The sequence below is a fragment of the Blastococcus colisei genome, assembly GCF_006717095.1.
Lineage (GTDB): Bacteria > Actinomycetota > Actinomycetes > Mycobacteriales > Geodermatophilaceae > Blastococcus_B > Blastococcus_B colisei.
In genome coordinates, this window is record NZ_VFQE01000001.1 from 2,501,289 (window position 1) to 2,523,446 (window position 22,158).

22 protein-coding genes are annotated in these 22,158 nt (G+C 72.1%); 18 read left to right on the forward strand and 4 right to left on the reverse strand.

Going from position 1 to position 22,158, the window contains the following annotated elements; translation table 11 throughout:
* The first annotated feature begins 49 nt into the window (after positions 1-49).
* Entirely contained in the window at positions 50-136 is an 87-nt protein-coding gene (locus tag FHU33_RS11845; RefSeq protein WP_246063909.1) for a mycothiol transferase, read from the forward strand.
* A gap of 16 nt (positions 137-152) precedes the next feature.
* Here the strand turns inward: FHU33_RS11845 and FHU33_RS11850 are convergent, their stop codons facing one another.
* Positions 153-1,094 carry a RecB family exonuclease gene (locus tag FHU33_RS11850; RefSeq protein ID WP_142025546.1) on the reverse strand — a complete coding sequence of 314 codons (942 nt, stop codon included), beginning with the start codon at positions 1,092-1,094 and terminating at the stop codon, positions 153-155.
* A 95-nt stretch (positions 1,095-1,189) separates the two neighbouring features.
* On the opposite strand from FHU33_RS11850, the gene FHU33_RS11855 reads away from it, so the two are divergent.
* Both FHU33_RS11855 and arc read left to right on the forward strand, forming a co-directional pair.
* Positions 1,190-2,089 carry a tRNA (adenine-N1)-methyltransferase gene (locus tag FHU33_RS11855; RefSeq protein WP_281281638.1) on the forward strand — a complete coding sequence of 300 codons (900 nt, stop codon included), beginning with the start codon at positions 1,190-1,192 and terminating at the stop codon, positions 2,087-2,089.
* A 142-nt stretch (positions 2,090-2,231) separates the two neighbouring features.
* Positions 2,232-4,010, forward strand: coding sequence for a proteasome ATPase (arc, locus tag FHU33_RS11860; RefSeq protein ID WP_142025547.1), 1,779 nt, complete (start codon positions 2,232-2,234; stop codon positions 4,008-4,010).
* Positions 4,011-4,068: 58 nt separating this feature from the next.
* Here the strand turns inward: arc and FHU33_RS26195 are convergent, their stop codons facing one another.
* On the reverse strand, positions 4,069-4,689 hold the full coding sequence (locus tag FHU33_RS26195) for a LysM peptidoglycan-binding domain-containing protein (protein ID WP_142025548.1): 621 nt from the start codon (positions 4,687-4,689) through the stop codon (positions 4,069-4,071).
* A gap of 297 nt (positions 4,690-4,986) precedes the next feature.
* Here FHU33_RS26195 and dop point away from each other — a divergent pair, with 297 nt between their 5' ends.
* Positions 4,987-6,492, forward strand: coding sequence for a depupylase/deamidase Dop (gene dop, locus FHU33_RS11870; RefSeq protein ID WP_142025549.1), 1,506 nt, complete (start codon positions 4,987-4,989; stop codon positions 6,490-6,492).
* A gap of 69 nt (positions 6,493-6,561) precedes the next feature.
* Here the strand turns inward: dop and FHU33_RS11875 are convergent, their stop codons facing one another.
* A complete protein-coding gene (locus FHU33_RS11875; protein ID WP_170182429.1) occupies positions 6,562-7,194 on the reverse strand; it encodes a hypothetical protein in 633 nt (210 codons plus the stop codon).
* A gap of 329 nt (positions 7,195-7,523) precedes the next feature.
* Here FHU33_RS11875 and FHU33_RS11885 point away from each other — a divergent pair, with 329 nt between their 5' ends.
* The 7 genes from FHU33_RS11885 (at position 7,524) to FHU33_RS11915 (ending at position 13,468) form a co-directional block, all read left to right on the forward strand.
* The gene (locus FHU33_RS11885) at positions 7,524-7,733 is read left to right on the forward strand and encodes a ubiquitin-like protein Pup (protein ID WP_142025552.1); all 210 of its coding nucleotides are present in this window, start codon (positions 7,524-7,526) and stop codon (positions 7,731-7,733) included.
* 22 nt (positions 7,734-7,755) lie between these two features.
* Positions 7,756-8,520, forward strand: coding sequence for an endonuclease VII domain-containing protein (locus FHU33_RS11890; protein ID WP_142025553.1), 765 nt, complete (start codon positions 7,756-7,758; stop codon positions 8,518-8,520).
* Positions 8,517-9,374 (forward strand): proteasome subunit beta, encoded by an 858-nt coding sequence (gene prcB, locus FHU33_RS11895; protein ID WP_211355097.1) that lies wholly within the window; start codon positions 8,517-8,519, stop codon positions 9,372-9,374. Before FHU33_RS11890 ends, prcB begins: the two co-directional genes overlap by 4 nt.
* Before the next feature lie 3 nt (positions 9,375-9,377).
* On the forward strand, positions 9,378-10,232 hold the full coding sequence (prcA, locus tag FHU33_RS11900; RefSeq protein ID WP_142025554.1) for a proteasome subunit alpha: 855 nt from the start codon (positions 9,378-9,380) through the stop codon (positions 10,230-10,232).
* Positions 10,233-10,234: 2 nt separating this feature from the next.
* The gene (locus FHU33_RS11905) at positions 10,235-10,585 is read left to right on the forward strand and encodes a hypothetical protein (RefSeq protein WP_211355098.1); all 351 of its coding nucleotides are present in this window, start codon (positions 10,235-10,237) and stop codon (positions 10,583-10,585) included.
* 82 nt (positions 10,586-10,667) lie between these two features.
* Positions 10,668-12,026, forward strand: a complete 1,359-nt coding sequence (gene pafA, locus FHU33_RS11910) for a Pup--protein ligase (RefSeq protein ID WP_142025555.1) — start codon at positions 10,668-10,670, stop codon at positions 12,024-12,026.
* A 5-nt stretch (positions 12,027-12,031) separates the two neighbouring features.
* The gene (locus FHU33_RS11915; RefSeq protein ID WP_142025556.1) at positions 12,032-13,468 is read left to right on the forward strand and encodes a hypothetical protein; all 1,437 of its coding nucleotides are present in this window, start codon (positions 12,032-12,034) and stop codon (positions 13,466-13,468) included.
* Positions 13,469-13,484: 16 nt separating this feature from the next.
* Here FHU33_RS11915 and FHU33_RS11920 read toward each other — a convergent pair whose 3' ends face one another.
* Positions 13,485-14,621, reverse strand: a complete 1,137-nt coding sequence (locus FHU33_RS11920) for a DUF3866 family protein (protein ID WP_142025557.1) — start codon at positions 14,619-14,621, stop codon at positions 13,485-13,487.
* 69 nt (positions 14,622-14,690) lie between these two features.
* On the opposite strand from FHU33_RS11920, the gene FHU33_RS11925 reads away from it, so the two are divergent.
* The 7 genes from FHU33_RS11925 (at position 14,691) to FHU33_RS11955 (ending at position 22,058) form a co-directional block, all read left to right on the forward strand.
* On the forward strand, positions 14,691-15,668 hold the full coding sequence (locus FHU33_RS11925) for a helix-turn-helix transcriptional regulator (RefSeq protein ID WP_142025558.1): 978 nt from the start codon (positions 14,691-14,693) through the stop codon (positions 15,666-15,668).
* The gene (locus FHU33_RS11930; protein ID WP_142025559.1) at positions 15,665-16,642 is read left to right on the forward strand and encodes a helix-turn-helix transcriptional regulator; all 978 of its coding nucleotides are present in this window, start codon (positions 15,665-15,667) and stop codon (positions 16,640-16,642) included. The genes FHU33_RS11925 and FHU33_RS11930 overlap by 4 nt, the downstream gene beginning before the upstream one ends.
* A 9-nt stretch (positions 16,643-16,651) precedes the next feature.
* On the forward strand, positions 16,652-16,846 hold the full coding sequence (locus FHU33_RS11935) for a hypothetical protein (RefSeq protein ID WP_211355099.1): 195 nt from the start codon (positions 16,652-16,654) through the stop codon (positions 16,844-16,846).
* Positions 16,847-16,936: 90 nt separating this feature from the next.
* On the forward strand, positions 16,937-17,272 hold the full coding sequence (gene tatA / locus FHU33_RS11940; protein WP_142025560.1) for a Sec-independent protein translocase subunit TatA: 336 nt from the start codon (positions 16,937-16,939) through the stop codon (positions 17,270-17,272).
* Between the two features lie 25 nt (positions 17,273-17,297).
* Positions 17,298-18,188 (forward strand): twin-arginine translocase subunit TatC, encoded by an 891-nt coding sequence (gene tatC, locus FHU33_RS11945; protein ID WP_246063536.1) that lies wholly within the window; start codon positions 17,298-17,300, stop codon positions 18,186-18,188.
* Between the two features lie 11 nt (positions 18,189-18,199).
* Positions 18,200-19,099 (forward strand): diacylglycerol/lipid kinase family protein, encoded by a 900-nt coding sequence (locus FHU33_RS11950; RefSeq protein ID WP_142025561.1) that lies wholly within the window; start codon positions 18,200-18,202, stop codon positions 19,097-19,099.
* A gap of 115 nt (positions 19,100-19,214) precedes the next feature.
* Positions 19,215-22,058, forward strand: a complete 2,844-nt coding sequence (locus FHU33_RS11955) for a DEAD/DEAH box helicase (RefSeq protein WP_142025562.1) — start codon at positions 19,215-19,217, stop codon at positions 22,056-22,058.
* Positions 22,059-22,158: the final 100 nt, after the last annotated feature.

Consider the following 22,158-nt stretch of genomic DNA (forward strand, 5'->3'; position numbering starts at 1 on the left):
ACCGGCCCGTGGGACGTCGTCGCCGCGGTGACGTCCCGGTTTGAACCGGGTGCGCCTCCATCTGGCCGAGCAGACCGCCTGGCACGCCGGCCACGCCGACGCCATCCGCGAGCCCCTGGACGGCGCGACCGTGTGACGGTCTCGGCGAGCGGTCAGGCGCGCTCGACGACGGGCAGCACGGTCTGCCAGCCGGCGGCCGCGGCCGCTTCCGCGGGGAAGGGCGGGGGAGTGCCACCCCACTCGGGACAGACCGCCTGGTGGTCGCACCAGCCGCAGAGCCGGGTCTTGTTGGGCCGGAAGTCGCCGGTCGCCACCGCGCGTCCGATCGCGGCCCAGATGGCCTGCAGGGTGCGCTCGAACCGGAGCAGCTCCGCCTCGTCCGGGGCGTAGGTGAGCGTGTCGCCGTCCCCGAGATAGATCAGCTTGAGCTGGGCGGCCACCACGCCACGAGTGCGCCAGAGCACCAGGGCGTAGAACTTCATCTGGAACAGCGCCTTGGCCTCGAAGGCCTCGCGGGGCATCGAGCCGGTCTTGTAGTCGACGACCCGGAGGGCGCCGTTGGGCGCGACGTCGAGCCGGTCGACGAACCCGCGCAGCAGGAGCCCGTCCGGCAAGGTCACCTCGACGAGCTGCTCGCGTCCGTCCGGCTGGATGCGGGTCGGGTCCTCCAGCGTGAAGTACTTCTCCACCAGCTTCCCGGCCGACGCCAGCCACGCGTCCACGGACTCGGGGGCGTTCGCGTCGGTCTCCGCTCCTTCGTCCTGCGCCGTCGCGAACAGCTCGGCGATGCCCGGCTCGTCCCGCAGCTCGGCCCAGGCCGGCTCGATGAGCTCCTGCGCCGCCGCGACGGTGCGGCCGGCCGGCGGGAGGTCGTAGAGCCGCTCGAGGACGGAGTGCACCAGGGTGCCGCGGACGGCGGCCAGGCTCTTGCGCTCGGGCAACCGGTCGATGGTGCGGAAGCGGTACAGCAGCGGGCAGGTCTTGAAGTCGGCCGCCCGGCTCGGCGACAGGGAGGGACGGCGGGGTGCGGTCGCGTCGGCAGCGCTCTCCACGGGGAGCTCGGGTGCCGGTTCCGTGTGCAGGATCGCCGTCATGGGTCCGAGGCTAGGTCGGGCCTCCGACAATTCCGACCGGCCGCGCCGCATGCGTACCTCGGGTCACATCCACGCCGTCCGTAGGCTGGCCGCCCGTGGACACGCAGCACGACGCCGCCGAGGCCGTCGCCCCCGAGCCCGAGCCGGCGGCCCCGACCCCCCGGGAGCCGGTTGCCGGCGCATTCGTCGCCGGGGACCGGGTGCAGCTGACCGATCCGAAGGGCCGGTTGCACACCGTCGTCCTCGAGCCGGGCAAGCAGTTCCACACCCACCGCGGCGCGATCGAGCACGACCACCTGATCGGCGCCCCCGAGGGCTCGGTCGTGATGTCGACGGCGAACACCGGCTACCTGGCCTTCCGGCCGCTGCTGGCCGATTTCGTGCTCTCCATGCCGCGCGGCGCCCAGGTGATCTATCCCAAGGACGCCGCACAGATCGTCGGCTTCGGCGACGTGGGCCCGGGCATGCGGGTGCTGGAGGCGGGCGCCGGCTCCGGTGCGCTGAGCTGCTCGCTGCTGCGTGCCGTGGGGTCCGGGGGCTCGCTCACCAGCTACGAGCGGCGGGAGGACTTCGCCGACGTCGCCCGCGGCAACGTCGAGGCCTTCTTCGGCGAGGTCCCGGCCAACTGGTCGCTGCGGTTGGGCGACCTCGCCGACCATCCGGCCGAGGAGGCCGTCGACCGCGTCGTCCTCGACATGCTGGAGCCGTGGGCCGTCCTGCCCACGGTGGCCGCGGCGCTGCGGCCCGGGGGAGTGCTGGTGGGGTATGTCGCGACCACCACGCAGCTGTCGACCTACGTGGAGGCGCTCCGCGCACAGGGGGTCTGGACGGAGCCGCATGCCTGGGAGTCGCTGCTGCGCCCGTGGCACTCGGTCGGCCTCGCCGTCCGCCCCGAGCACCGGATGGTCGCGCACACGGCGTTCCTCGTCACCGCCCGGCGACTCGCCGAGGGAACCGTGGCGCCCATCCGGCAGCGGCGGGCACAGAAGCACTGAAACGGCCCCGCTGCAGGGGTCCGCGCCGAGCTCGCGAGGCGTGGGGGCAGCGGGGTCCTCCTACCGCGAGCCCACGGCGAATTGTCCGGGCGCGTGTATAGATTTGCGTCGTGGCTCCCTCGGATGCCTGTGGAGGTGCGCGATGAGTCTGGGTCCCGACGAGATTCGAGCGCGGCGTGAACGAGACGTCGCGGCACTGCTCAGCCAGATCTCCTACCTCGAGGAAGAGATCGGTCTCCTCCGGCGGAAGGTGGCCGACAGCCCCCGGCAGGTGCGGCTCCTCGAGGAGCGGATCGCGGAGGCCGAGGGGCGTGCGGCGTTCCTCTCCGAGCGCAACGACAAGCTCGCCGGCACCCTGCGCGACGCCCGCGAGCAGCTGGTGTCGCTCAAGGAGGAGGTCGACCGGCTCGGCCAGCCGCCGTCCGGCTACGGCATCTTCCTGACGCGGTTCGAGGACGGCACCGTCGACGTCTTCACCGGTGGCCGCAAGCTGCGGGTGTCGGTCTCGCCGAACGTCGAGGTCGAGAGCCTGCGCACCGGCCAGGAGGTCATGCTCAACGAGGCGATGAACGTCGTCGAGGCGCGGGACTTCGAGCGCTCCGGGGACGTCGTCATGCTCAAGGAGCTCCTCGAGCCCATCGACGGCGTGACGCCGCGGGCGCTGGTCATCGGGCACACCGACGAGGAGCGGGTCGTCTTCCTCGCCGACTCGCTCACCGGTCAGCCGCTGCGGGTCGGGGACTCGCTGCTGCTCGAGTCGCGCTCGGGCTACGTCTACGAGCGGATCCCGAAGAGCGAGGTCGAGGAGCTCGTCCTCGAAGAGGTCCCCGACATCGACTACGGCGACATCGGTGGCCTCTCGCGGCAGATCGAGCAGATCCGCGACGCCGTCGAGCTGCCGTTCCTGCACGCCGACCTGTTCCGCACCTACGAGCTGCGCCCGCCGAAGGGCATCCTGCTGTACGGCCCGCCCGGTTGCGGGAAGACGCTGATCGCCAAGGCCGTGGCGAACTCGCTGGCCAAGAAGGTCGCGGCCGTCCGCGGCGACGGCGACACGAGCCAGGGGAAGTCCTACTTCCTCAACATCAAGGGCCCGGAGCTGCTCAACAAGTACGTCGGCGAGACCGAGCGGCACATCCGCCTGGTCTTCCAGCGGGCGCGGGAGAAGGCCAGCGAGGGCACCCCGGTCATCGTGTTCTTCGACGAGATGGACTCGATCTTCCGCACCCGCGGGTCGGGGGTCTCCTCCGACGTCGAGTCGACGATCGTGCCGCAGCTGCTCAGCGAGATCGACGGCGTGGAGGGCCTGGAGAACGTCATCGTCATCGGCGCCTCCAACCGCGAGGACATGATCGACCCGGCGATCCTGCGGCCCGGCCGGCTCGACGTGAAGATCAAGATCGAGCGGCCCGACGCCGAGGCCGCGCGCGACATCTTCAGCAAGTACCTGACGACGTCGCTGCCGATCAACCCCGACGACCTGGCCGAGCACGGCGGCAGCCGCGAGGCGACGATCGCCGGGATGATCCAGCGGACCGTCGAGCGCATGTACACCGAGAGCGAGGAGAACCGCTTCCTCGAGGTCACCTACGCCAACGGTGACAAGGAGGTCCTGTACTTCAAGGACTTCAACTCCGGCGCCATGCTGCAGAACATCGTCGACCGGGCGAAGAAGATGGCGATCAAGGAGCACCTGGAGACCGGCACCTCCGGTCTGCGGGTCAGCCACCTGATGGCCGCCTGCCTCGACGAGTTCAAGGAGAACGAGGACCTGCCCAACACGACCAACCCCGACGACTGGGCGCGGATCTCGGGCAAGAAGGGCGAGCGGATCGTCTACATCCGCACGCTGATCAGCGGCAAGGGCAACGAGTCCGGCCGGGCCATCGACACGGCCACGAACACCGGCCAGTACCTCTAGACCACGCGAGGACGGCCCGGTCACCGTGCGGTGACCGGGCCGTCCTCGTTCCAGCGACTCAGCCGAGGGTGAGCACCTGACCCGGGAAGATCAGGGTCGGGTCCTCGCCGATGACCGCCTGGTTGGCGGCGTACACGTCCCGCCAGTCCAGGCCGTGCGCCGCTGCGATCCCGGAGAGGGTGTCGCCGGCGACCACGGTGTAGGCCTGCCCGGCCGGAGCCGGTGCGGGTGCGGTAGCCGGTGCTGCGGCGGGTGCCGCAGCCGGTGCGGGCGCGGGTGCCGCCGCGCTGCCGGCCTTGTCGGCCTCACCGAGGCCGAGCTTCGCCGAGCAGGCCGGCCAGGCGCCCCAGCCCTGCACCGCCAGGGTCTTCTCGGCCGTGGCGATCTGCTGTTCACGGGTGGCCAGGTCGGCCCGCGGGGCGTAGGCGGTGCCGCCGAAGCCTTCCCAGGTGGACTGGGAGAACTGCAGGCCGCCGTAGTAGCCGTTGCCGGTATTGATGGCCCAGTTGCCGCTGCTCTCGCACTGCGCGAGGCGGTCCCAGGTGGCGCCGTCGGCGGCGTTCGCCGTTCCGGACGCGAGGAACGGGGCGACCAGGACGGCGCCGGCGGCCGTCAGACCGGCCGCGCGACGCCGGAGGGAGCGGGTGGACGTACGGGGGTTCGTGCTCGGGTTCGTCATGATCCTCTCGAGTGGCGGGCGCCCGACGTCACCGGCCCGTCGGGCACGGCGCGCTCCGCCCACGGAGCCAGGGAGACGAAGGAACGCGGCCGCTGGGCGGAGGAGAGGGCGCGCGGCGCGTCCGGTGGGCTCACGGGATCGGCTCGACGGCCGGGACTCCGCGTGGGCCACCCGCGGCCACTCTGCTGCAGCCCGGGCAGCTCCGAGGCTACGTAACCGTTCCGTAATGTGCCACCCGCGCCGGGGGGCCCCGGGCCGCGACGCGGCTGCCGGCCGCCCGCGGCCTAGGGTTGGCCCATGAGCGTGCGGCGGGTCATGGGGACCGAAATCGAGTACGGCATCTCGGTGCCGGGGCAGCCGACCGCCAACCCGACGACCCTGTCCAGCCAGGTGGTGAACGCCTGGGCGGTGGCAGAGGCGCCGACGCCGCGCCGTCCGCGATGGGACTTCGAGGAGGAGTCACCGCTGCGCGACGCCCGCGGCTTCGACCTGTCGCCGGCGCAGGCGCTGGACCACAACGACCTCGACGAGGACACCGGGATGGCCAACGTCATCCTCACCAACGGAGCCCGCCTCTATGTCGACCACGCTCACCCCGAGTACTCGACACCGGAGGTCACCAACCCGCGCGACGTCGTCCTCTGGGACAAGGCGGGGGAGCAGGTGATGGCCGAGGCGGCCCGACGGGCGGCGCGCATCCCGGGCCAGCCGACGATCCAGCTGTACAAGAACAACACTGACGGCAAGGGCGCCAGCTACGGGGCGCACGAGAACTACCTGATGGACCGCAGGACGCCGTTCATCGACATCATCCGCGGGCTGATCCCGTTCTTCGTGACCCGGCAGGTCTTCGCCGGCGCGGGGCGGGTGGGGATCGGCACGGAGGGACGCACCCAGGGATTCCAGCTGTCCTCGCGGGCGGACTTCTTCGAGGTGGAGGTCGGGCTCGAGACCACGCTCAAGCGGCCGATCATCAACACCCGGGACGAGCCGCACGCCGATGCCGACAAGTACCGCCGGCTGCACGTGATCATCGGCGACGCGAACCTGGCCGAGCTGTCGACCTATCTGAAGGTGGGGACGACGTCGCTGGTGCTCGCGATGATCGAGGCGCGGGCGCTGTCCCGGGACCTCGTGATCGAGGACCCGGTGGAGGCGCTGCAGGCGATCAGCCACGACCCGACGCTCAGCCACAAGGTGCGGCTGCGCGACGGGCGGCAGATGACCGCACTCGAGGTGCAGCGGACCTACCTGGAGCAGGCCGAGAAGTTCGTGGCGGCGCAGGGCGGGTCCGACGAGCAGACCGATGACGTGCTCCGGCGCTGGGCAGAGGTGCTCGAAGACCTGTCGATCGATCCCATGCGGTGCGCGGACCGGCTGGACTGGCCGGCGAAGCTGCGGCTGCTGGAGGGGTACCGGTCACGTGACGGGCTTTCGTGGGGCGACTCGCGGCTGCACCTGGTCGACCTGCAGTACTCCGACATCCGGCCGGACAAGGGGCTCTACAACCGCCTGGTGGCGCGCGGGTCGATGCAGCGGCTGCTCGACGACGACGAGGTGACCCGGGCGATGGTCACCCCGCCGGGGGACACCCGCGCGTTCTTCCGGGGGGAGTGCCTGCGGCGGTATCCGGCGCAGGTGGCTGCGGCGTCGTGGGACTCGGTCGTGTTCGACCTGGGGCGGGAGAACCTGGTCCGCATCCCCACCATGGAGCCGCTGCGCGGTACGCGCGAGCACGTGGGCGCGTTGTTCGAGGCATCTCGCACCGCGCAGGAGCTGGTCGACACCATCACCGGCAGCTGACGTCGCGTCGAGCAGACGGCTCGACCGGCCGCCTTCCCGTCAGCCGCCGGCAAACCGGCACCGCGCCCGCTACTGGCCGAACATCTGCTCGACGTCCTGGCGCAGGTCCGGCGGCAGGGAGGACACGAGGCTGGAGAACTGCGCGGTCCACGCCTCCACGTCGTCGCCGTAGTCGCCGCTCCGGGCCATCTGCATGATGTTCTGCAGCTGCTGCCTCCGCTCGTCGGCCGGCAGGTCCTGCAGGTCCTGCAGGTCCTGCCGCAGGTCGTCGGGCAGCCAGTCGGAGGCGTCCATCTCGGGGAGCTCGCCGACGAGGTCCTGGGCCCGCTGGCGGGCTTCCTCGAGGGCCTGCTCAGCCTCCTCGACGGCCTGCTGCGCTTCCTGGCGCGCCTCGTCGTCACCCTCGTCGACGGCCTGCTGAGCTTCCTGGCGTGCCTCGTCGGCACCCTCGTCGGCGGCCTGGCCGGCCTGCTGCGCGGCGTCGTCGAGAGCCTGCTCGACGTGCCTACGGGCTTCATCAAGGGCCTGCCGCACCTCGTCCACGGCCTGCTGGACCTGCTCCTGGACCGTGTCGGCGGCCTCCCCGACCTCGTCCGCCGGAGCGGCGGCCGCCGCCGGCGCCGCGAACACCGCCGCGGCCATCATGGCCGCGGCCCCAGCGCCGGCCAGGGCATGTCGTCGTCCTCGCGATCGCAACGTCACGGTCGGTCTCCTTCACGTGTGGACTCTCGGCTGCTGCAGCCGTTCAGCCCGGGCCGGGCTCCGCGGCCGGGAGCCTGTCTGCGACGGTCGTGGCTCCTCGTCGTTGTGTTCCCGCCGGAGGCGCCCGCCACGAGTCCGGGGCGATGACAAGGCGATGACGCTGTCGCGACATTCGTCCGACAGTTCGTGCGACGGCGGTTTCCGGTGACCCGCCCCGGTCGCACGGAGGAGGGAACGGCGGATGTGCACTGGCCCGGCGCCGCCCGACTGTCGGCCCCGACGAGTACGTTTCCCCCAAGCACCGGCACGAGCACACCTGGAGGGCGGCCATGGCCACGAGGGACACCGGCGGGCAGCAGAAGGCGACGCGATCGCGCGAGGAGACCGACGAGGTCGAGGCCTCGGTCGACACCGAGGTCGCCGAACGCCACAAGGAAATGACCGAGGACGTCGACTCCCTCCTGGACGAGATCGACGAGGTCCTCGAGTCCAACTCCGAGGAGTTCGTTCGCCAGTACGTACAAAAAGGGGGCCAGTGAGTAACTTCGTACAAAACCGACTATGAGTACGAAGTTCTGTCGAGACTGTGCCGACTACCGCCCTGTCTCAGAATTCACCAAAAATGCGCGATCAAGAGACGGCCTGGCCTTCTATTGCCGCACGCATCTCGCCGAGCGGTCGCTGCGCAGTCGAGAAGCGCGGCGTACCAAGCCGCGCCTCTACAGGCAGCCGCCGCAGGACCTAGTCGTCCCTGTGGGGTACAAGTGGTGCGCGGACTGCGACCGCGTTCTGCCACTGGAGGACTTTGTTCGCACAGTCCGCACGCGCTCCGGCTATCACGCCTACTGCAAGCCGTGCCATAACAAGCGTGGGCAAGCGTCGCGCGAGAAGGTGGGCGGTTCACGCACCTACCACTTGAGTCGGCGGTACGGAATTACGGCCGCTGAAGCGGACTACTTGCTCTCCAAGCAAGACGGCCTGTGCGCCATCTGCAAGAATGCAGCCGCCGTGCACGTGGACCACGACCACGCGACGGGCGCGGTGAGGGCGTTGCTGTGTTTCAACTGCAACGGCGGGCTGGGCCAGTTCAAAGACGATCCAAACGTGTTGCGTGCCGCGGCCGATTACGTTCGCTTCCACACCCTGCGCCAGCACGTGATCAATGCGTTCACGGCGGCTGGCATCGGACCGGTCCGGACCATCCGACCGGGGGAGCCGCCGGTAGGGTCGCAACGACGCCCGGGCGCTCGCAGCACCAGCACGCGGAGCACCGGGCGGAGCAGCGGTGCACGCCGGCGGACGCAGGCGGGAGAGGCGGATGGGTGAACGAGTTCTCAACTGGCCGGAGCGGGTTCACGCCCGCCTACCTGGACCGGGTGGGCTCCTCGTTCACCGACTTCCTCTCGACGGCGGCGCCTGACCTCCTGCCCGGTCGCCGCCCCGTTCCGACCATGCCCATGGGAGATCTCGCCCCCCACGGCACGACGATCGTCGCGGTCAGCTACGAGGGCGGCGTCCTCATGGGTGGGGACCGGCGCGCCACCATGGGCAACCTGATCAGCTCGCGCGACATCGAGAAGGTCTACCCGGCCGACTCCTACAGCGTCATCGGCATCGCCGGCGCTGCGGGCATCGCCATCGAGATGGTGAAGCTCTACCAGGTCGAGCTCGAGCACTACGAGAAGATCGAGGGGCTCACGATGAGCCTCGACGGCAAGGCCAACCGCCTCGCGCAGATGATCCGCGGCAACCTCGGCGCCGCCCTGCAGGGCCTCGCCGTCGTCCCGCTGTTCGCCGGCTTCGACCTCGACGCAGCGGAAGGGACCGCCCCGGGCCGGATCTTCAGCTACGACGTCACCGGCGGGAACTACGAGGAGCGCGGCTACGCCGCCGTGGGCTCCGGCTCCCTCTTCGCCAAGAACTCGCTGAAGAAGACGTGGCGCAGCGGGCTACCCGCCGACACGGCCACCCGCACCCTCGTCGAGGCGCTCTACGACGCCGCCGACGACGACTCGGCCACCGGTGGCCCCGACCCGGTCCGCCGGCTCTACCCGATCGTCTACCGCGTCGACGCCGACGGCGCTGTCCGCCTCACCGACGCCGAGGTCGCGGCAGTGGCCGACACGATCGTCACCGAGCGGGCCGAGGCCGACCGCCACAACGTGGACCGGGAGGCCTGAGCCATGACCATGCCGTACTACGCCTCGCCCGAGCAGTTGATGCGGGACCGCTCGGAGTACGCCCGCAAGGGCATCTCCCGCGGTCGCAGCGTCGCCGTCCTCACCTACGCCGACGGCGTCCTGTTCATCGCCGAGAACCCCAGCTCGACGCTGCACAAGGTCGGCGAGCTCTACGACCGGATCGGCTTCGCCGCCGTCGGCCGCTACAGCGAGTTCGAGAGCCTGCGGGTGGCCGGTGTGCGCCTCGCCGACGTCCGCGGCTACTCCTACAACCGCCGCGACGTCACCGGCCGGGTCATCGCCAACGCCTACGCCCAGACCCTCGGCGAAATCTTCACCCAGCAGACCAAGCCCTTCGAGGTCGAGCTGTGCGTTGCCGAGGTCGGCGACCGCCCCGAGAACGACCAGCTCTACCGGCTGACCTTCGACGGCTCGATCGTCGACGAGCCGGACTTCGTCGTCATGGGTGGTCAGGCCGAGGCGGTCACCGGCCACCTGCGGGAGCACTTCCACGCGGGCATGGGGCTGTCCGATGCGCTGGAGGTGGGCGTCCAGGCACTGTCCGCCGTCAGCCCGGTGACGGCCGGGTCCAGCAACGGCGGGCCCACCCGCCTCACGGGCGCACAGCTCGAGGTCGCCGTCCTCGACCGGCGCCGTCCCAAGCGGGCCTTCCGCCGGGTCACCGGCTCCGCCCTGCGCCGGCTGCTCGGCGACGAGCCCACGCCGGACGCGACGGCGGACGCTCCGCCCACGACCGTCCACACCCCGAGCGTGTCCGAGCCGGGGACCCCCGCGGGGCTCGGCGACCCGGCCAACCCCGACACCGCCGGCGGCCCGCCGCCGACGGAGGAGGACTGACCGTGCCGATCTACCGCGTCAATGAGGACGCCGTGAAGCAGGCCCGGAAGCTCATCGACGACGGCAAGGTCGACGTCGACACCGAGTGGTCCGACGCCGCGCCGTCGGCCGACGACGGGAACGCCGAGATCGAGAAGCACGGCTACGAGGGGTACGGCGCGTGGCACCTCGCGATCGACACCGACGCCTCCGAGGAGACCAAGGGCCGATACAAGTTTCCCTACGGCGACTTCTCCACGGTCAACCGGGCCGCGCTCATCCACGGCAAGCAGCGCGCCGCCCAGAACGACCACGACGCGATCGAGAAGGCGTTCGGCGACCTGTTGCAGCGGCTGGACGCGAAGCACTCCTGACGGGGACAAGGTTCACCTGCTCGTGACCGTTCCTGTGGCACGGGACACGCGCGCTGTCGCTCCCGGCGCCTAGTCTCGGATCGTGGACCGACGGATCTTCGGCATCGAGACCGAGTACGGCGTCACGTGCACCTTCAAGGGGCAGCGCCGGCTCTCCCCGGACGAGGTCGCCCGCTACCTGTTCCGGCGGGTGGTCTCGTGGGGGCGCAGCTCCAACGTCTTCCTGCGCAACGGCTCCCGGCTCTACCTCGACGTGGGCAGCCACCCCGAGTACGCCACCGCCGAGTGCGACGACCTCACCGAACTCGTCGTCCACGACAAGGCGGGCGAGCGGATCCTCGAGGGGCTCCTGGTCGACGCCGAGCAGCGCCTGGCCGAGGAAGGCGTCACCGGCGACATCTACCTGTTCAAGAACAACACCGACTCCGCGGGCAACAGCTACGGTTGCCACGAGAACTACCTGGTCGGCCGGCACGGCGAGTTCAGCCGTCTGGCCGACGTCCTGATCCCGTTCCTGGTCAGCCGGCAGATCGTGGTCGGCGCCGGCAAGGTCCTGCAGACGCCCCGCGGCGCCATCTACTGCGTCAGCCAGCGCGCCGAGCACATCTGGGAGGGCGTCTCGAGCGCCACCACGCGCTCCCGGCCGATCATCAACACCCGCGACGAGCCGCACGCCGACGCCGAGCGCTACCGCCGGCTGCACGTCATCGTCGGCGACTCGAACATGAGCGAGACGACGACGCTGCTCAAGGTCACCATGACCGACTTGGTGCTGCGGATGATCGAGGCCGGCACCCCGATCAAGGACATGACGCTGGAGAACCCGATCCGGGCCATCCGCGAGATCAGCCACGACATGTCCGGACGCCGCAAGGTCCGCCTCGCCAACGGCAAGGAGATGTCGGCGCTGGAGATCCAGTCCGAGTACCACTCCCGCGCCGCCGACTTCGCCGACCGCGAGGGCTGCAGTCCCGAGCACCGGCAGATGCTCGAGCTGTGGGGGCGGGTGCTCAAGGCCGTCGACACCGAGGACCTGTCCCTCATCGACCGCGAGGTCGACTGGGCGATCAAGTACAGCCTGCTCGAGCGCTACCGCGCCAAGCGCGACCTGCCGCTCAGTTCCCCCCGGATCGCCCAGATGGACCTCGCCTACCACGACATCAGCCGCCGCCGGGGCCTGTACTACCTGCTCGAGCGGGCCGGCCAGGTCGAGCGCGTCACCCACGAGCCGCGCATCTTCGAGGCCAAGAACGTGCCACCGCAGACCACCCGGGCCCGGCTGCGCGGAGAGTTCATCCGCAAGGCCCAGGAGAAGCGGCGCGACTTCACCGTCGACTGGGTGCATCTCAAGCTCAACGACCAGGCCCAGCGCACCGTGCTGTGCAAGGACCCCTTCAAGGCCGTCGACGACCGGGTCGACAAGCTCATCGCGAGCATGTGACCGCCATGCGCGGGGCTGTGCGCAGCGGGCGGCGGATCGCCGCCGTCCTGGCGGTCACCGTCCTGAGCGGCTGCGCAACGCCCGCCGGCTCTCCCGCGGTGCCGGTCGATCCGGGCCCGGTGCGGCCGGCCGCCGGAGGCGCAGCCCTCGTAGCGGAGGCGCATGCGCCCGAGCAGCCGGTGGTGCTGGACCGCTTCCCCGATGGCCTGCTCCTGCAGGAGCTCCGTCACAACGAGGCCGTCGCCCACCCCGGCTACGAGCCCGCCCGGGCCACCTTGTACGGCGACCCCACTCTCGCCGACACACTCGACGGGCCGGTCCTGCTCGTCGGCACCAGTTCCGGCTCGGCGTTCCTCGGCGGCCCACCGTGCTGCCTGCCCGGTGAACGCCAGGTCGACCTCGGCGGCCGCGACGGTCTGCTGGTCCACGACGCCGATCGAACGTGGGTGAACGTCGACCCCGGCAGCTTCTCGGACCATGTCCAGTTCGTCGTCGCCCGGGGCGTCAGTGACGACGACCTGATCGCCGCGGCCGCCACTGCGGACTTCAGCACCGCCACCGCCGCGCTCGCCGCGGACGCCGTGCCCGCCGGCCTCGCGCCGCTGATCGCCGGCAGCCCCGCCGACGGGCCGTTCACCGGCTCCGTGGGCGAGGAGTTCGTGCTGGCCGGGGAATCCGGCTGGGTGATCGTCTCGGCGGTCCGCGCCGACCCGCGGTTGGCCGCGCTCTGGGGCTTTTGGACCGATGATCCGGTCGGCACCGTCGTCCGCGGCCAGCCGGGCTCGCTGGGCGACATGCACGGCATCTACTACGGAGACGACGCGCGGGGCTACGTGTGGGCGGAGAACGGGCTGGTGCTGTCGGTGATCGGCCTGGGCGACGGCGACCAGTTCCTCGAGCAGGTGGTGCAGGACCTCCGCTTCGGTACCGTCGCCGACCTGGAGGCCATGCGGCATGGCGCCATCGACCGGCTCGCGACCCCTGAGGGCATCGGCTGCCAGGCCGGCACGCCGATCGTGACCGGCGGAGACGGCGATCTCCGCTGGGCGATCGGGGTGGAGCCCGGCCCTGCCGGCGGCGACCAGTGGGTCAGCTGCCTGCAACTGTTCACCCTCGACGGAGTTCCTCCCAACGGCTCGGGCCCCATCGACCTGCCGCCGGTTGGGCAGATCGCCGTCACGTCGGTGGGATCGGGAGAGGGCGTAGCGACCTTTCCCAAGGACGTGCTCATCGGCGGCGTCGCTCCGCCGGAGACGGCCCGGGTCGTCATCGGTGACGCCGACGGACGGACAGTCGACGCGGTGCTCGCCGAACCGGGGCCCCGGCCGGGGGAGGTGCTCTTCGGCACGTTCATCCAAGACGTGCCCGTCGTGATGAACGGCCCGCGCCTCGTCGTGACCGCCTACGACGCCACTGGCGCGGTTCTCGACACCGCACCCTGACCGGAACGTCGGGAGGTCAGGTGTCCGCGGGCTCGGCGGCCCCGGTCTCCGGGACGGGGACGCGGAGGGCGGCGTACCGGCCGGCAGCCGCGGAGGCCAGGAAGTACGCGCGCTCCTCGGGATAGCCGCGCCCCATCGTGCGCAGCGGCACGGGGGAGAGGACGAGTGCGTCGTCGAGGCCGTCGGTGTCCACCCAGACGACGGGGTTCCGGTCGGGCTGGCCCGCGAGGTCCTCGTCGACCTGCCCACCGAGCTCGGAGGAGAGCCCGCGCGGGGCGATCAGGGTGACACCGCCCAGCGCGACCCGGCCGAACGCCGTCAGCGAGTGGTGCGAGACGCCTCGGTGACGGGTCCGCGGGTCGGCGTCGGAGATCCGCAGGGCGCCGATCGCCTCACCGCCGAGCACGGTGACCGCGTTGCACGCCTCGCCGGCGGCCACCCCGGAGTAGCCCCACGGCGTCCCGGTGCCCAGGTTGCCCGGTCCCTGCGCGACGATCGCCAGGTCGGCGTTCAGCACGTGCCGGGCGGCCAGCAGGCCGGTGTGCACCGTGACCGCCTCGAGGTCGCCGCCGAACGCCTGCCCGACGGTGATCACGCCGGCGAGGGACTTCGCCAGCGCGTCGAGGGTCCGCGAGAACGCCGCGGGGAGCGCCCCGCCGTCGGTCATCACGTAGGCGACCTTCAGGTCCGGGTCGGTGGCCAGCATCCCGATGAGGATCGCCGGCAGGGCCGAGTGCAGGTCGGCGACGACCACGGGCATGCCGCCCAGGTCGTCGGCCTCGGCCAGCAGCGCGTGGTGCTCGGTCTCCTGCTCGTCCACGCCGCTCACCGTCACCTGCAGCGGCGTGTACCGGGCCTTCACCAGGTGACCCGGCCCCTCCGGGTCCGGCGGCAGCCGGTCCGGCACCGCGACGACCATCGCGAAGCCACCGGTGCCCAGCCCCTGCGCCAGCGCCGTCGTGTTGAGCAGGACGTCGTCCCCGATCTCTGGAACTCCCACCAGCGAGGGGTAGGCGAGCGCGGGCAGGGAGCCCTCGTCGGGGACCTCGACGGTCAGCTGGAGGGTGTCGCGGCCCCGGCGTCCGGTCTCCGTGACCCGTCCCCGCCGCCAGCGGATGCGCGAGGGCAGGGGAGGAGAGGAGGAGAAGGGCATGCAGGCAGGCTAGCCAGGGACGACGACACCGGCGCACCGGAGCCGAGCGGTCTGACTAGCCTGGGCGCCATGGCGGCCAAGCGGGCGGAACGACTGGTGAACCTGGTCATCGCCCTGCTGAGCACCCGGCAGTACGTCACCGCCGCCAGGATCCGGGCCACCGTGCCCGGCTACGAGGCCGACGACGGCTCCGAGCGCGCCGACGAGGCGTTCAAGCGGATGTTCGAGCGGGACAAGGCCGAGTTGCGCGAGATGGGTGTGCCGTTGGAGACCGGCCGCACCAGCGCCTTCGACACCGAGGACGGCTACCGCATCGCCCGGGCCGACTACGAGCTGCCCGAGATCCGCCTGACCGGCGAGGAGGCCGCCGCCGTAGGTCTCGCCCTGCGGCTGTGGGAATCCGCCCAGCTGGCCGGCGCGGCGCACAGCGCGCTGGTCAAGCTCAAGGCGGCCGGCATCGACGTCGACAGTTCCCGCGCCATCCCGCTCCAGCCGCGCCTGGACGCCGGCGAGCCCGCCTTCGAGCCGTGCTACGCCGCCGCCCGTGACCGCCGCGGGCTCGAGTTCGGCTACCAGCGCCCCGACGAGGACACTCCCGCCCGTCGTCGTGTCCAGCCCTGGGGCGTCGTGGCCTGGCACGGCCGGTGGTACCTCGTCGGCCACGACCTCGACCGGCAGGCGCCGAGGGTCTTCCGGCTATCGCGCGTCGTCGGCATGCCGAAGGCGACCGGCCCCTCGGGCGCCTTCGAGCCGCCGGAGGGTCTGGACCTCGCCGAGGTCGTCGCCGGCCAGGTCACCGGCGAGGAGCAGCTCGTCGTCGTCCGGGCCCGGCCCGGGACGGCGATCGGCCTGCGCCGGCACGCCACACCGCTGGGACCGGCCGACGACGGCGACGACCGGCTCCAGCTGCGCACCACCGAGCCCGGCAGGTTGGCCGACCAGCTCGCCGCCTACGGCTCCGACGTCCTCGTGGAGGCGCCCACGGAGATGCGGGAGGCCGTGATCGTCCGGCTCACCCGGCTGGCCGCGATGGGGACGCCGGCATGACCACCACCGGCAGCACCGACCGGATGACGCGCCTCCTCGCGCTCATCCCGTACCTCACCGCCCGCGGGGACGGGGTCGCCGTCGCCGAGGCCGCCCGCGACTTCGGGGTCAGCGAGCGGCAGCTGCGCAGCGATCTCGAGCTGCTCTGGATGTGCGGCCTGCCCGGCTACGGGCCGGGCGACCTGATCGACCTGTCGTTCGAGGGCGACCGCGTCCGCGTCACCTTCACCGCCGGCATGGTCCGCCCGCTCCGGCTGACCACCGACGAGGCGGTCGCCCTGGTGGTCGCCCTGCGCACGCTCCTGGAGCTGCCCGGCCTGGCCGAGCGCGACGCGGTGAGCCGCGCACTGGCGAAGGTCTCCGCCGCCGCAGGGCACGCCGCCGACCGGGTGACCCCGGTCGCGGTCAGCGTGGACGCCCGCGAGGAGGCACTCGCCGTCGTCCGGGACGGGCTGGAGCGCAAGCGGGCCCTGCACCTGCACTACTACGTCCCCACTCGCGACGAGCGCACCGAGCGGACCGTCGACCCGATGCGGCTGCTGCTCGTCGATGGCAGGTGGTACCTGGAGGCGTGGTGCCGGCGCGCCGAGGGCGTGCGGCTGTTCCGCCTGGACCGGGTCGACGACGTCGTCGTCCTGGAGGAGCGCGCCGCACCGCCGCCGCAAGCGCACGAGCGCGACCTCGACAACGGGGTCTACCAGCCGGACCCGGGATCACCGGCCGTGCGGCTGCGGCTGTCCCGCAGCGCCCGCTGGGTGGCCGACTACTACCCGGTGGACTCCGTGACGCCGGTCGAGGACCCCCCGGGCGGCCTCGCGGTGACGGTGCGGACCCAGGACCTCGCGTGGGCGCGCCGGCTGGTCGCCTCCCTCGGCGGCGAGGCGCTGGTCGACGAGCCGGCCGACCTGGCGGCACAGGTGGCCGCCGGCGCCCGCGCCGCGCTGGCGCGCTACGGGGTCGGCCCCACCGGCTAGGGTCGGCCCGTGCTGTTCTGGATCGTGCTGGCCGTCGTCCTCGTGCTGGCGCTCGTCGTCCTCGGCGTCGTCGGCTACGGCGTGTTCGGTGCGTTCGGCCGGCTGGGCCGGGAGCTGGAGGCCGCCGAGCGCGAGGTGCGGCCGCTCCTGGAGCAGGCGCAGGCCACCGCAGCCAGGGCGCAGGAGATCGGCGACCGCAGCTGACCGACAGCGGGACATCCGTGCAGACGCCCGGCTGCGAACGCCTGTCGGCGTAGGATCGTCCGCGAAGACCCCACCTCTGGAGGACCTGTCATGGGCGGACTCGGCCCGCTGGAGATCGGCCTGATCATCCTGGCCATCCTGCTGCTGTTCGGCTACAAGAAGCTGCCCGACGCCTCCCGCTCGCTCGGTCGTTCCCTGCGGATCTTCAAGGGCGAGATGAAGGGCATGAAGGACGACGACGTCCGCACCAAGGACGCCGCGCAGACGACCACCCCGGTCCGCGGCGAGATCGTGACGCCCCCGACGTCCTCGGCCGCCAGCGACCACACCGCCCGGCTGCAGGACGAGGCGCACCAGGCGGAGCTGCGTGCGGCGGAGGCGCGTGCCCGCGTCGAGCGGGCTCGCACGGGCGACGTCCCCCGCTGACGCACCCGTAGCAGGCAGGTCGACGGTGAGCGGTCCCCGGCTGCGTCGGCGCCGCGCACCGCGCGACGCCGAGGCGACGATGACGCTCGTCGCGCACCTCACCGAGCTGCGCAACCGCATCGCCAAGGCGTTGCTCGCACTCCTGCTCGCCACCGCGGTGTCGTTCTGGTGGTACGAGCACGGTCTGGGCGAGTTCATCCGGGCCCCGTACTGCGGCCTCGACGAAGACCTGCGCTACGAGGGCGACCGCGGCTGCGGGCTGCTGATCACCGACGTGTTCGGCGGGGTCTTCATCCGGCTGAAGGTCGCGTTCCTCGCCGGCGCGGTCCTCTCCGCACCGTTCTGGCTGTGGCAGCTCTGGGCGTTCATCACGCCCGGCCTCAAACGCAACGAGAAGCGTTACGGCGTCGGCTTCGTCGCCGCGTCCTCGGTGCTGTTCGCCCTCGGCGCGGTTCTGGCCTACGTCTCGCTGTCGGCCGGTCTCGAGCTCCTGCTGTCACTGGCCGGCGACGGCGTCGTCATCGCGCTGACCGCCCCCGACTACATCGGGTTCGTGGTGTCGCTCCTGGTGGCCTTCGGGGTCAGCTTCGAGGTGCCGCTGATCGCCATCGCCCTCAACCTGGTCGGAGTGCTCAGCCACGAGGTGCTGAGCAAGAGCCGGCGGTGGATCTTCTTCCTCACCATCGTCTTCGCCGCGTTCGTCACTCCCACCCAGGACCCGTTCACGATGCTCCTGATGGCCGGGCCGATGATCCTGCTGTTCGAGCTGGCCATCCAGGTCGCGCGGATCGTGGACAAGCGGCGGGCGAAGCGCGAGGCGCTGGAGCACTTCCACGACCTCGGCGACGACGAGGCGTCCCCGCTCGACCCCCGCCCGTCCGCCCTGGACGACGCGCCGTCGCCCACACACCGCTGAGCGGCCCCTCGATGGGCGCGGGGGACGTCGCCGTCCTCGTCAGTCCGGCGGCCGGCCGGGGCCGGGGTGCCCTGCTCGCGGTGGAGGTGCTCGCCGCGTTCCGCGCCGCCGGCTTCTCACCGGACCTGCTGCCCGCCACCAGCGACGTCGAGGCGGAGCGGCAGGCGCACGACGCCGTCGCGGCCGGCATCCGTGCGGTGGTCGCCGTCGGCGGTGACGGCACCGTGCATGCCGCCCTGCAGGCGGTCGCCGGGACGGCGACGCCGCTGGCGCTGATCCCGGCGGGGACGGGCAACGACCTGGTGCGGGCCCTCGGGGGCCTCGCCGACCCGGTGGCCGCTGCCCGCGCCGCCGCGGAGGACCTCGCGGCCGGTACGACGCGGAGCGTGGACGCCGGCCGCACCGGCGACCGCTGGTGGGCGACGGTGCTCTGCTGCGGTTTCGACTCCGCCGTCAGCGACCGCGCGAACCGGATGCGGTGGCCCCGCGGGCGGCGCCGGTACGACGTCGCCGTGCTGGCCGAGCTGGCCCGCCTCCGGCCGCGGGAGCTGACCCTCGTGCTCGACGGCGAGGCGCAGACGCTGCCGATCACGATGGTCGCCGTCGGCAACACCGCCTGGTACGGCGGCGGCATGAAGGTCTGCCCGGGGGCCGATCCGGCCGACGGGCTCTTCGACGTCACCGTCGTGGGCCCGTCGACGCGCCTGGAGCTGATGCGGCAGAAGCCCCGGCTGACCACCGGAACCCATGTCGACCACCCGTCGGTGTCGGTGTTCCGCGCGTCCCGCGTGGAACTGTCCAGCCCCGGCGTCACCGCCTACGCCGACGGGGAAGCGGTGGCGCCGCTGCCCGCCGTCGCCGACTGCGTTCCGGGCGCCCTGACCGTCATCGGCACCGCCCGCCGCCACTGATCGATGATCAGCTTCCCTGATCGTTCTGGGTCCTCCCTCACCGTCGACGGTGAGGGAGGACCCTCAGCGATCAGGTCACCTGATCGTCGCCGCGGCCAGCGCCTAACGTGGGGGCATGTCCAGCCCCGCTGAGCGGTACGCGGCTGCCCGGCGGCGGACCGCCCATCCCACGCTGTCGGACTTCACCGCCGAGCTGGGCTTCTCGCTGGACCCCTTCCAGGCCGAGGCCTGCGAGGCGCTGGACGCGGGCTCCGGTGTCCTGGTCTGCGCGCCCACCGGCGCCGGCAAGACCGTGGTGGGCGAGTTCGCCATCCACAAGGCGCTCTCCGAAGGCCGCAAGGCGTTCTACACGACGCCGATCAAGGCCCTCTCCAACCAGAAGTACGCCGACCTCGTCGAGCGGTACGGGCCGGACAGCGTCGGCCTGCTGACCGGTGACAACGCCGTGAACGGCGACGCGCCCGTGGTGGTCATGACGACCGAGGTGCTGCGGAACATGCTCTACGCCGAGTCGCCGGCGATCGACGGCCTCGGCTACGTGGTCATGGACGAGGTGCACTACCTCGCCGACCGGTTCCGCGGCGCGGTCTGGGAGGAGGTGATCATCCACCTCCCGCAGTGGGTCACCCTCGTCTCGCTGTCGGCGACGGTGAGCAACGCCGAGGAGTTCGGCGAGTGGCTGGTCACCGTCCGGGGGCACACGAAGGTCGTCGTCAGCGAGGTGCGCCCGGTCCCGCTCTGGCAGCACATGCTCGTCGGCAACCGCGTGTTCGACCTGTTCTCCCTGCGGCCGGCGGCCCATGCGGGGGAGCAGGGCGAGCACCCCCGTGAGCTGTCCACCCGCGAGCGCGGTTCCTCCGTCGTCGACCCCGAGCTGGTCCGTTACGTCCGCGAGCAGGAGCGCCGGATCGACAGCTGGGGCGGCGGCAACAGCAGCTCCCGCCGCGACTCGTGGCACAAGCCCCGCTACCGGCCGCCGGCGCGCCCCGACGTCATCACCCGGCTCGACAACGCCGGCCTGCTGCCGGCCATCACCTTCGTCTTCAGCCGGAACGGCTGCGACGCGGCCGTCCACCAGTGCCTGTTGAGCGGCCTACGACTCACCGACGAGGCCGAGCGGGCCGAGATCGCCGAGATCATCGATCGGCGGACCGGGTCCCTGCCGGAGGAGGACCTGCACGTCCTGGGCTTCTGGGAGTGGCGGGAGGGCCTGCTGGCCGGCCTCGCGGCGCACCACGCGGGACTCGTGCCCGCCTTCAAGGAGACCGTCGAGGAGTGCTTCGTCCGCGGCCTGGTGAAGGCGGTGTTCGCCACCGAGACCCTCGCCCTGGGCATCAACATGCCCGCGCGCAGCGTCGTCCTCGAGCGGCTGGTGAAGTGGAACGGCGAGGCGCACGTCGACGTCACGCCGGGGGAGTACACGCAGCTCACCGGCCGGGCCGGTCGCCGCGGGATCGACGTCGAGGGCCATGCGGTGGTGATCTGGGCGCCCGGGATGGACCCGTCGGTGGTCGCGGGCCTCGCCAGCACCCGCACCTTCCCGCTGAAGTCGTCCTTCCGGCCGAGCTACAACATGGCGGTCAACCTGGTCAGCTCGTTCGGCCGGGCGCGGGCCCGGGAGCTGCTGGCCTCTTCCTTCGCCCAGTTCCAGGCCGACCGGTCGGTCGTGGGTCTGGCGCGGGTGGCCGCCCGGCACGAGCAGGACGCCGCGAAGTACGCCGCCGAGATGCACTCCGACCGCGGCGACGTCGGCACCTACGCCGGGATCCGGCGCGAGATCGCCGACCGGGAGAAGGAGCTGTCGCGGGACTCGCAGGCCAAGCGGCGCATGGAGGCCGCCGAGGCGCTGGCCGCCCTGCGACCGGGCGACGTCATCCGCGTGCCGTCCGGGAGGCGGCAGGGGCTGGCCGTCGTCGTCGACGCCGGCATCACCGACCTCGCGGACCCGCGGCCGCTCGTGGTCACCGAGGACAAGTGGGCCGGCCGGCTCGGATCGGTCGACTTCCCGACGCCGGTCAGCGCGCTGGCCCGCGTGAAGGTGCCCAAGAACTTCAACCACCGCAGCCCGCACGCCCGCCGCGACCTCGCCTCCACGCTCCGCAACGCCCGCGTCGAGAACGACCTCGGCGCCCGGCGGATCAAGAACCGGTCGGCGGCCGCGGACGACCCGGTGCTCGCCGACCTGCGCCAGGCGCTGCGCAACCACCCGGTGCACCAGCTGCCCGACCGCGAGGAGCGCGTCCGGGTCGCGGAGCGGTGGCTGCGCGCGGTGCGGGAGGCCGACGCGCTGCAGCGCAAGATGACCGAGCGGACCGGATCGCTCAGCCGCCAGTTCGACGCCACCTGCGACGTGCTGGAGGAGCTCGGCTACCTCGTGCCCGAGGTGGTTCCGCTGGTGCCGGCCGACACGGCGGTCCTGGGCGCGGCCGACGACGTCCCCGTGGTCACCGACGACGGCCGCCGGCTGGCCCGGATCTGGTCTGAGGCCGACCTGCTGGTCGCGGAGTGCCTGCGGGCGGGTGCGTGGCGCGGCCTGAACGCGGCCGAGCTCGCGGCCGCCGCGTCGACCCTGGTGTTCGAGGCCCGCCGGGACAACCCTGCTCTTCCCGCCGTCCCCTCAGGGAAGGTGGCGGCGGCGATCGGGGAGATGCGCCGGATCCGGGCGCGGCTGCACGACGTCGAGGCCGACCACGGCGTCCGGGGAACTCGCGATCTGGATCTCGGCTTCGCGTGGGCCGCCTACCGGTGGGCCGACGGGCAGAACCTCGACCGGGTCCTGGCGGGTGCCGAGCAGGCGGGCACCGACCTCTCCGGCGGTGACTTCGTCCGGTGGGCGCGCCAGCTCATCGACCTGCTCGACCAGCTGGCCAAGGTCGCCGACGAGCCCGTGGCCGGTGTGGCCCGGGCCGCCGTGGGCCGGGTGCGCCGCGGTGTGGTGGCGGTCGCCGTCGGCGGGTGAGGTGACGTTCCACCGGGGGCCGGGGCGCCCCCTCGTAGGGCATCATTCGACCGCCCGCGTTCGGCGACGACGCGGGGAGGACGCCGGACCGGGGAGCGAC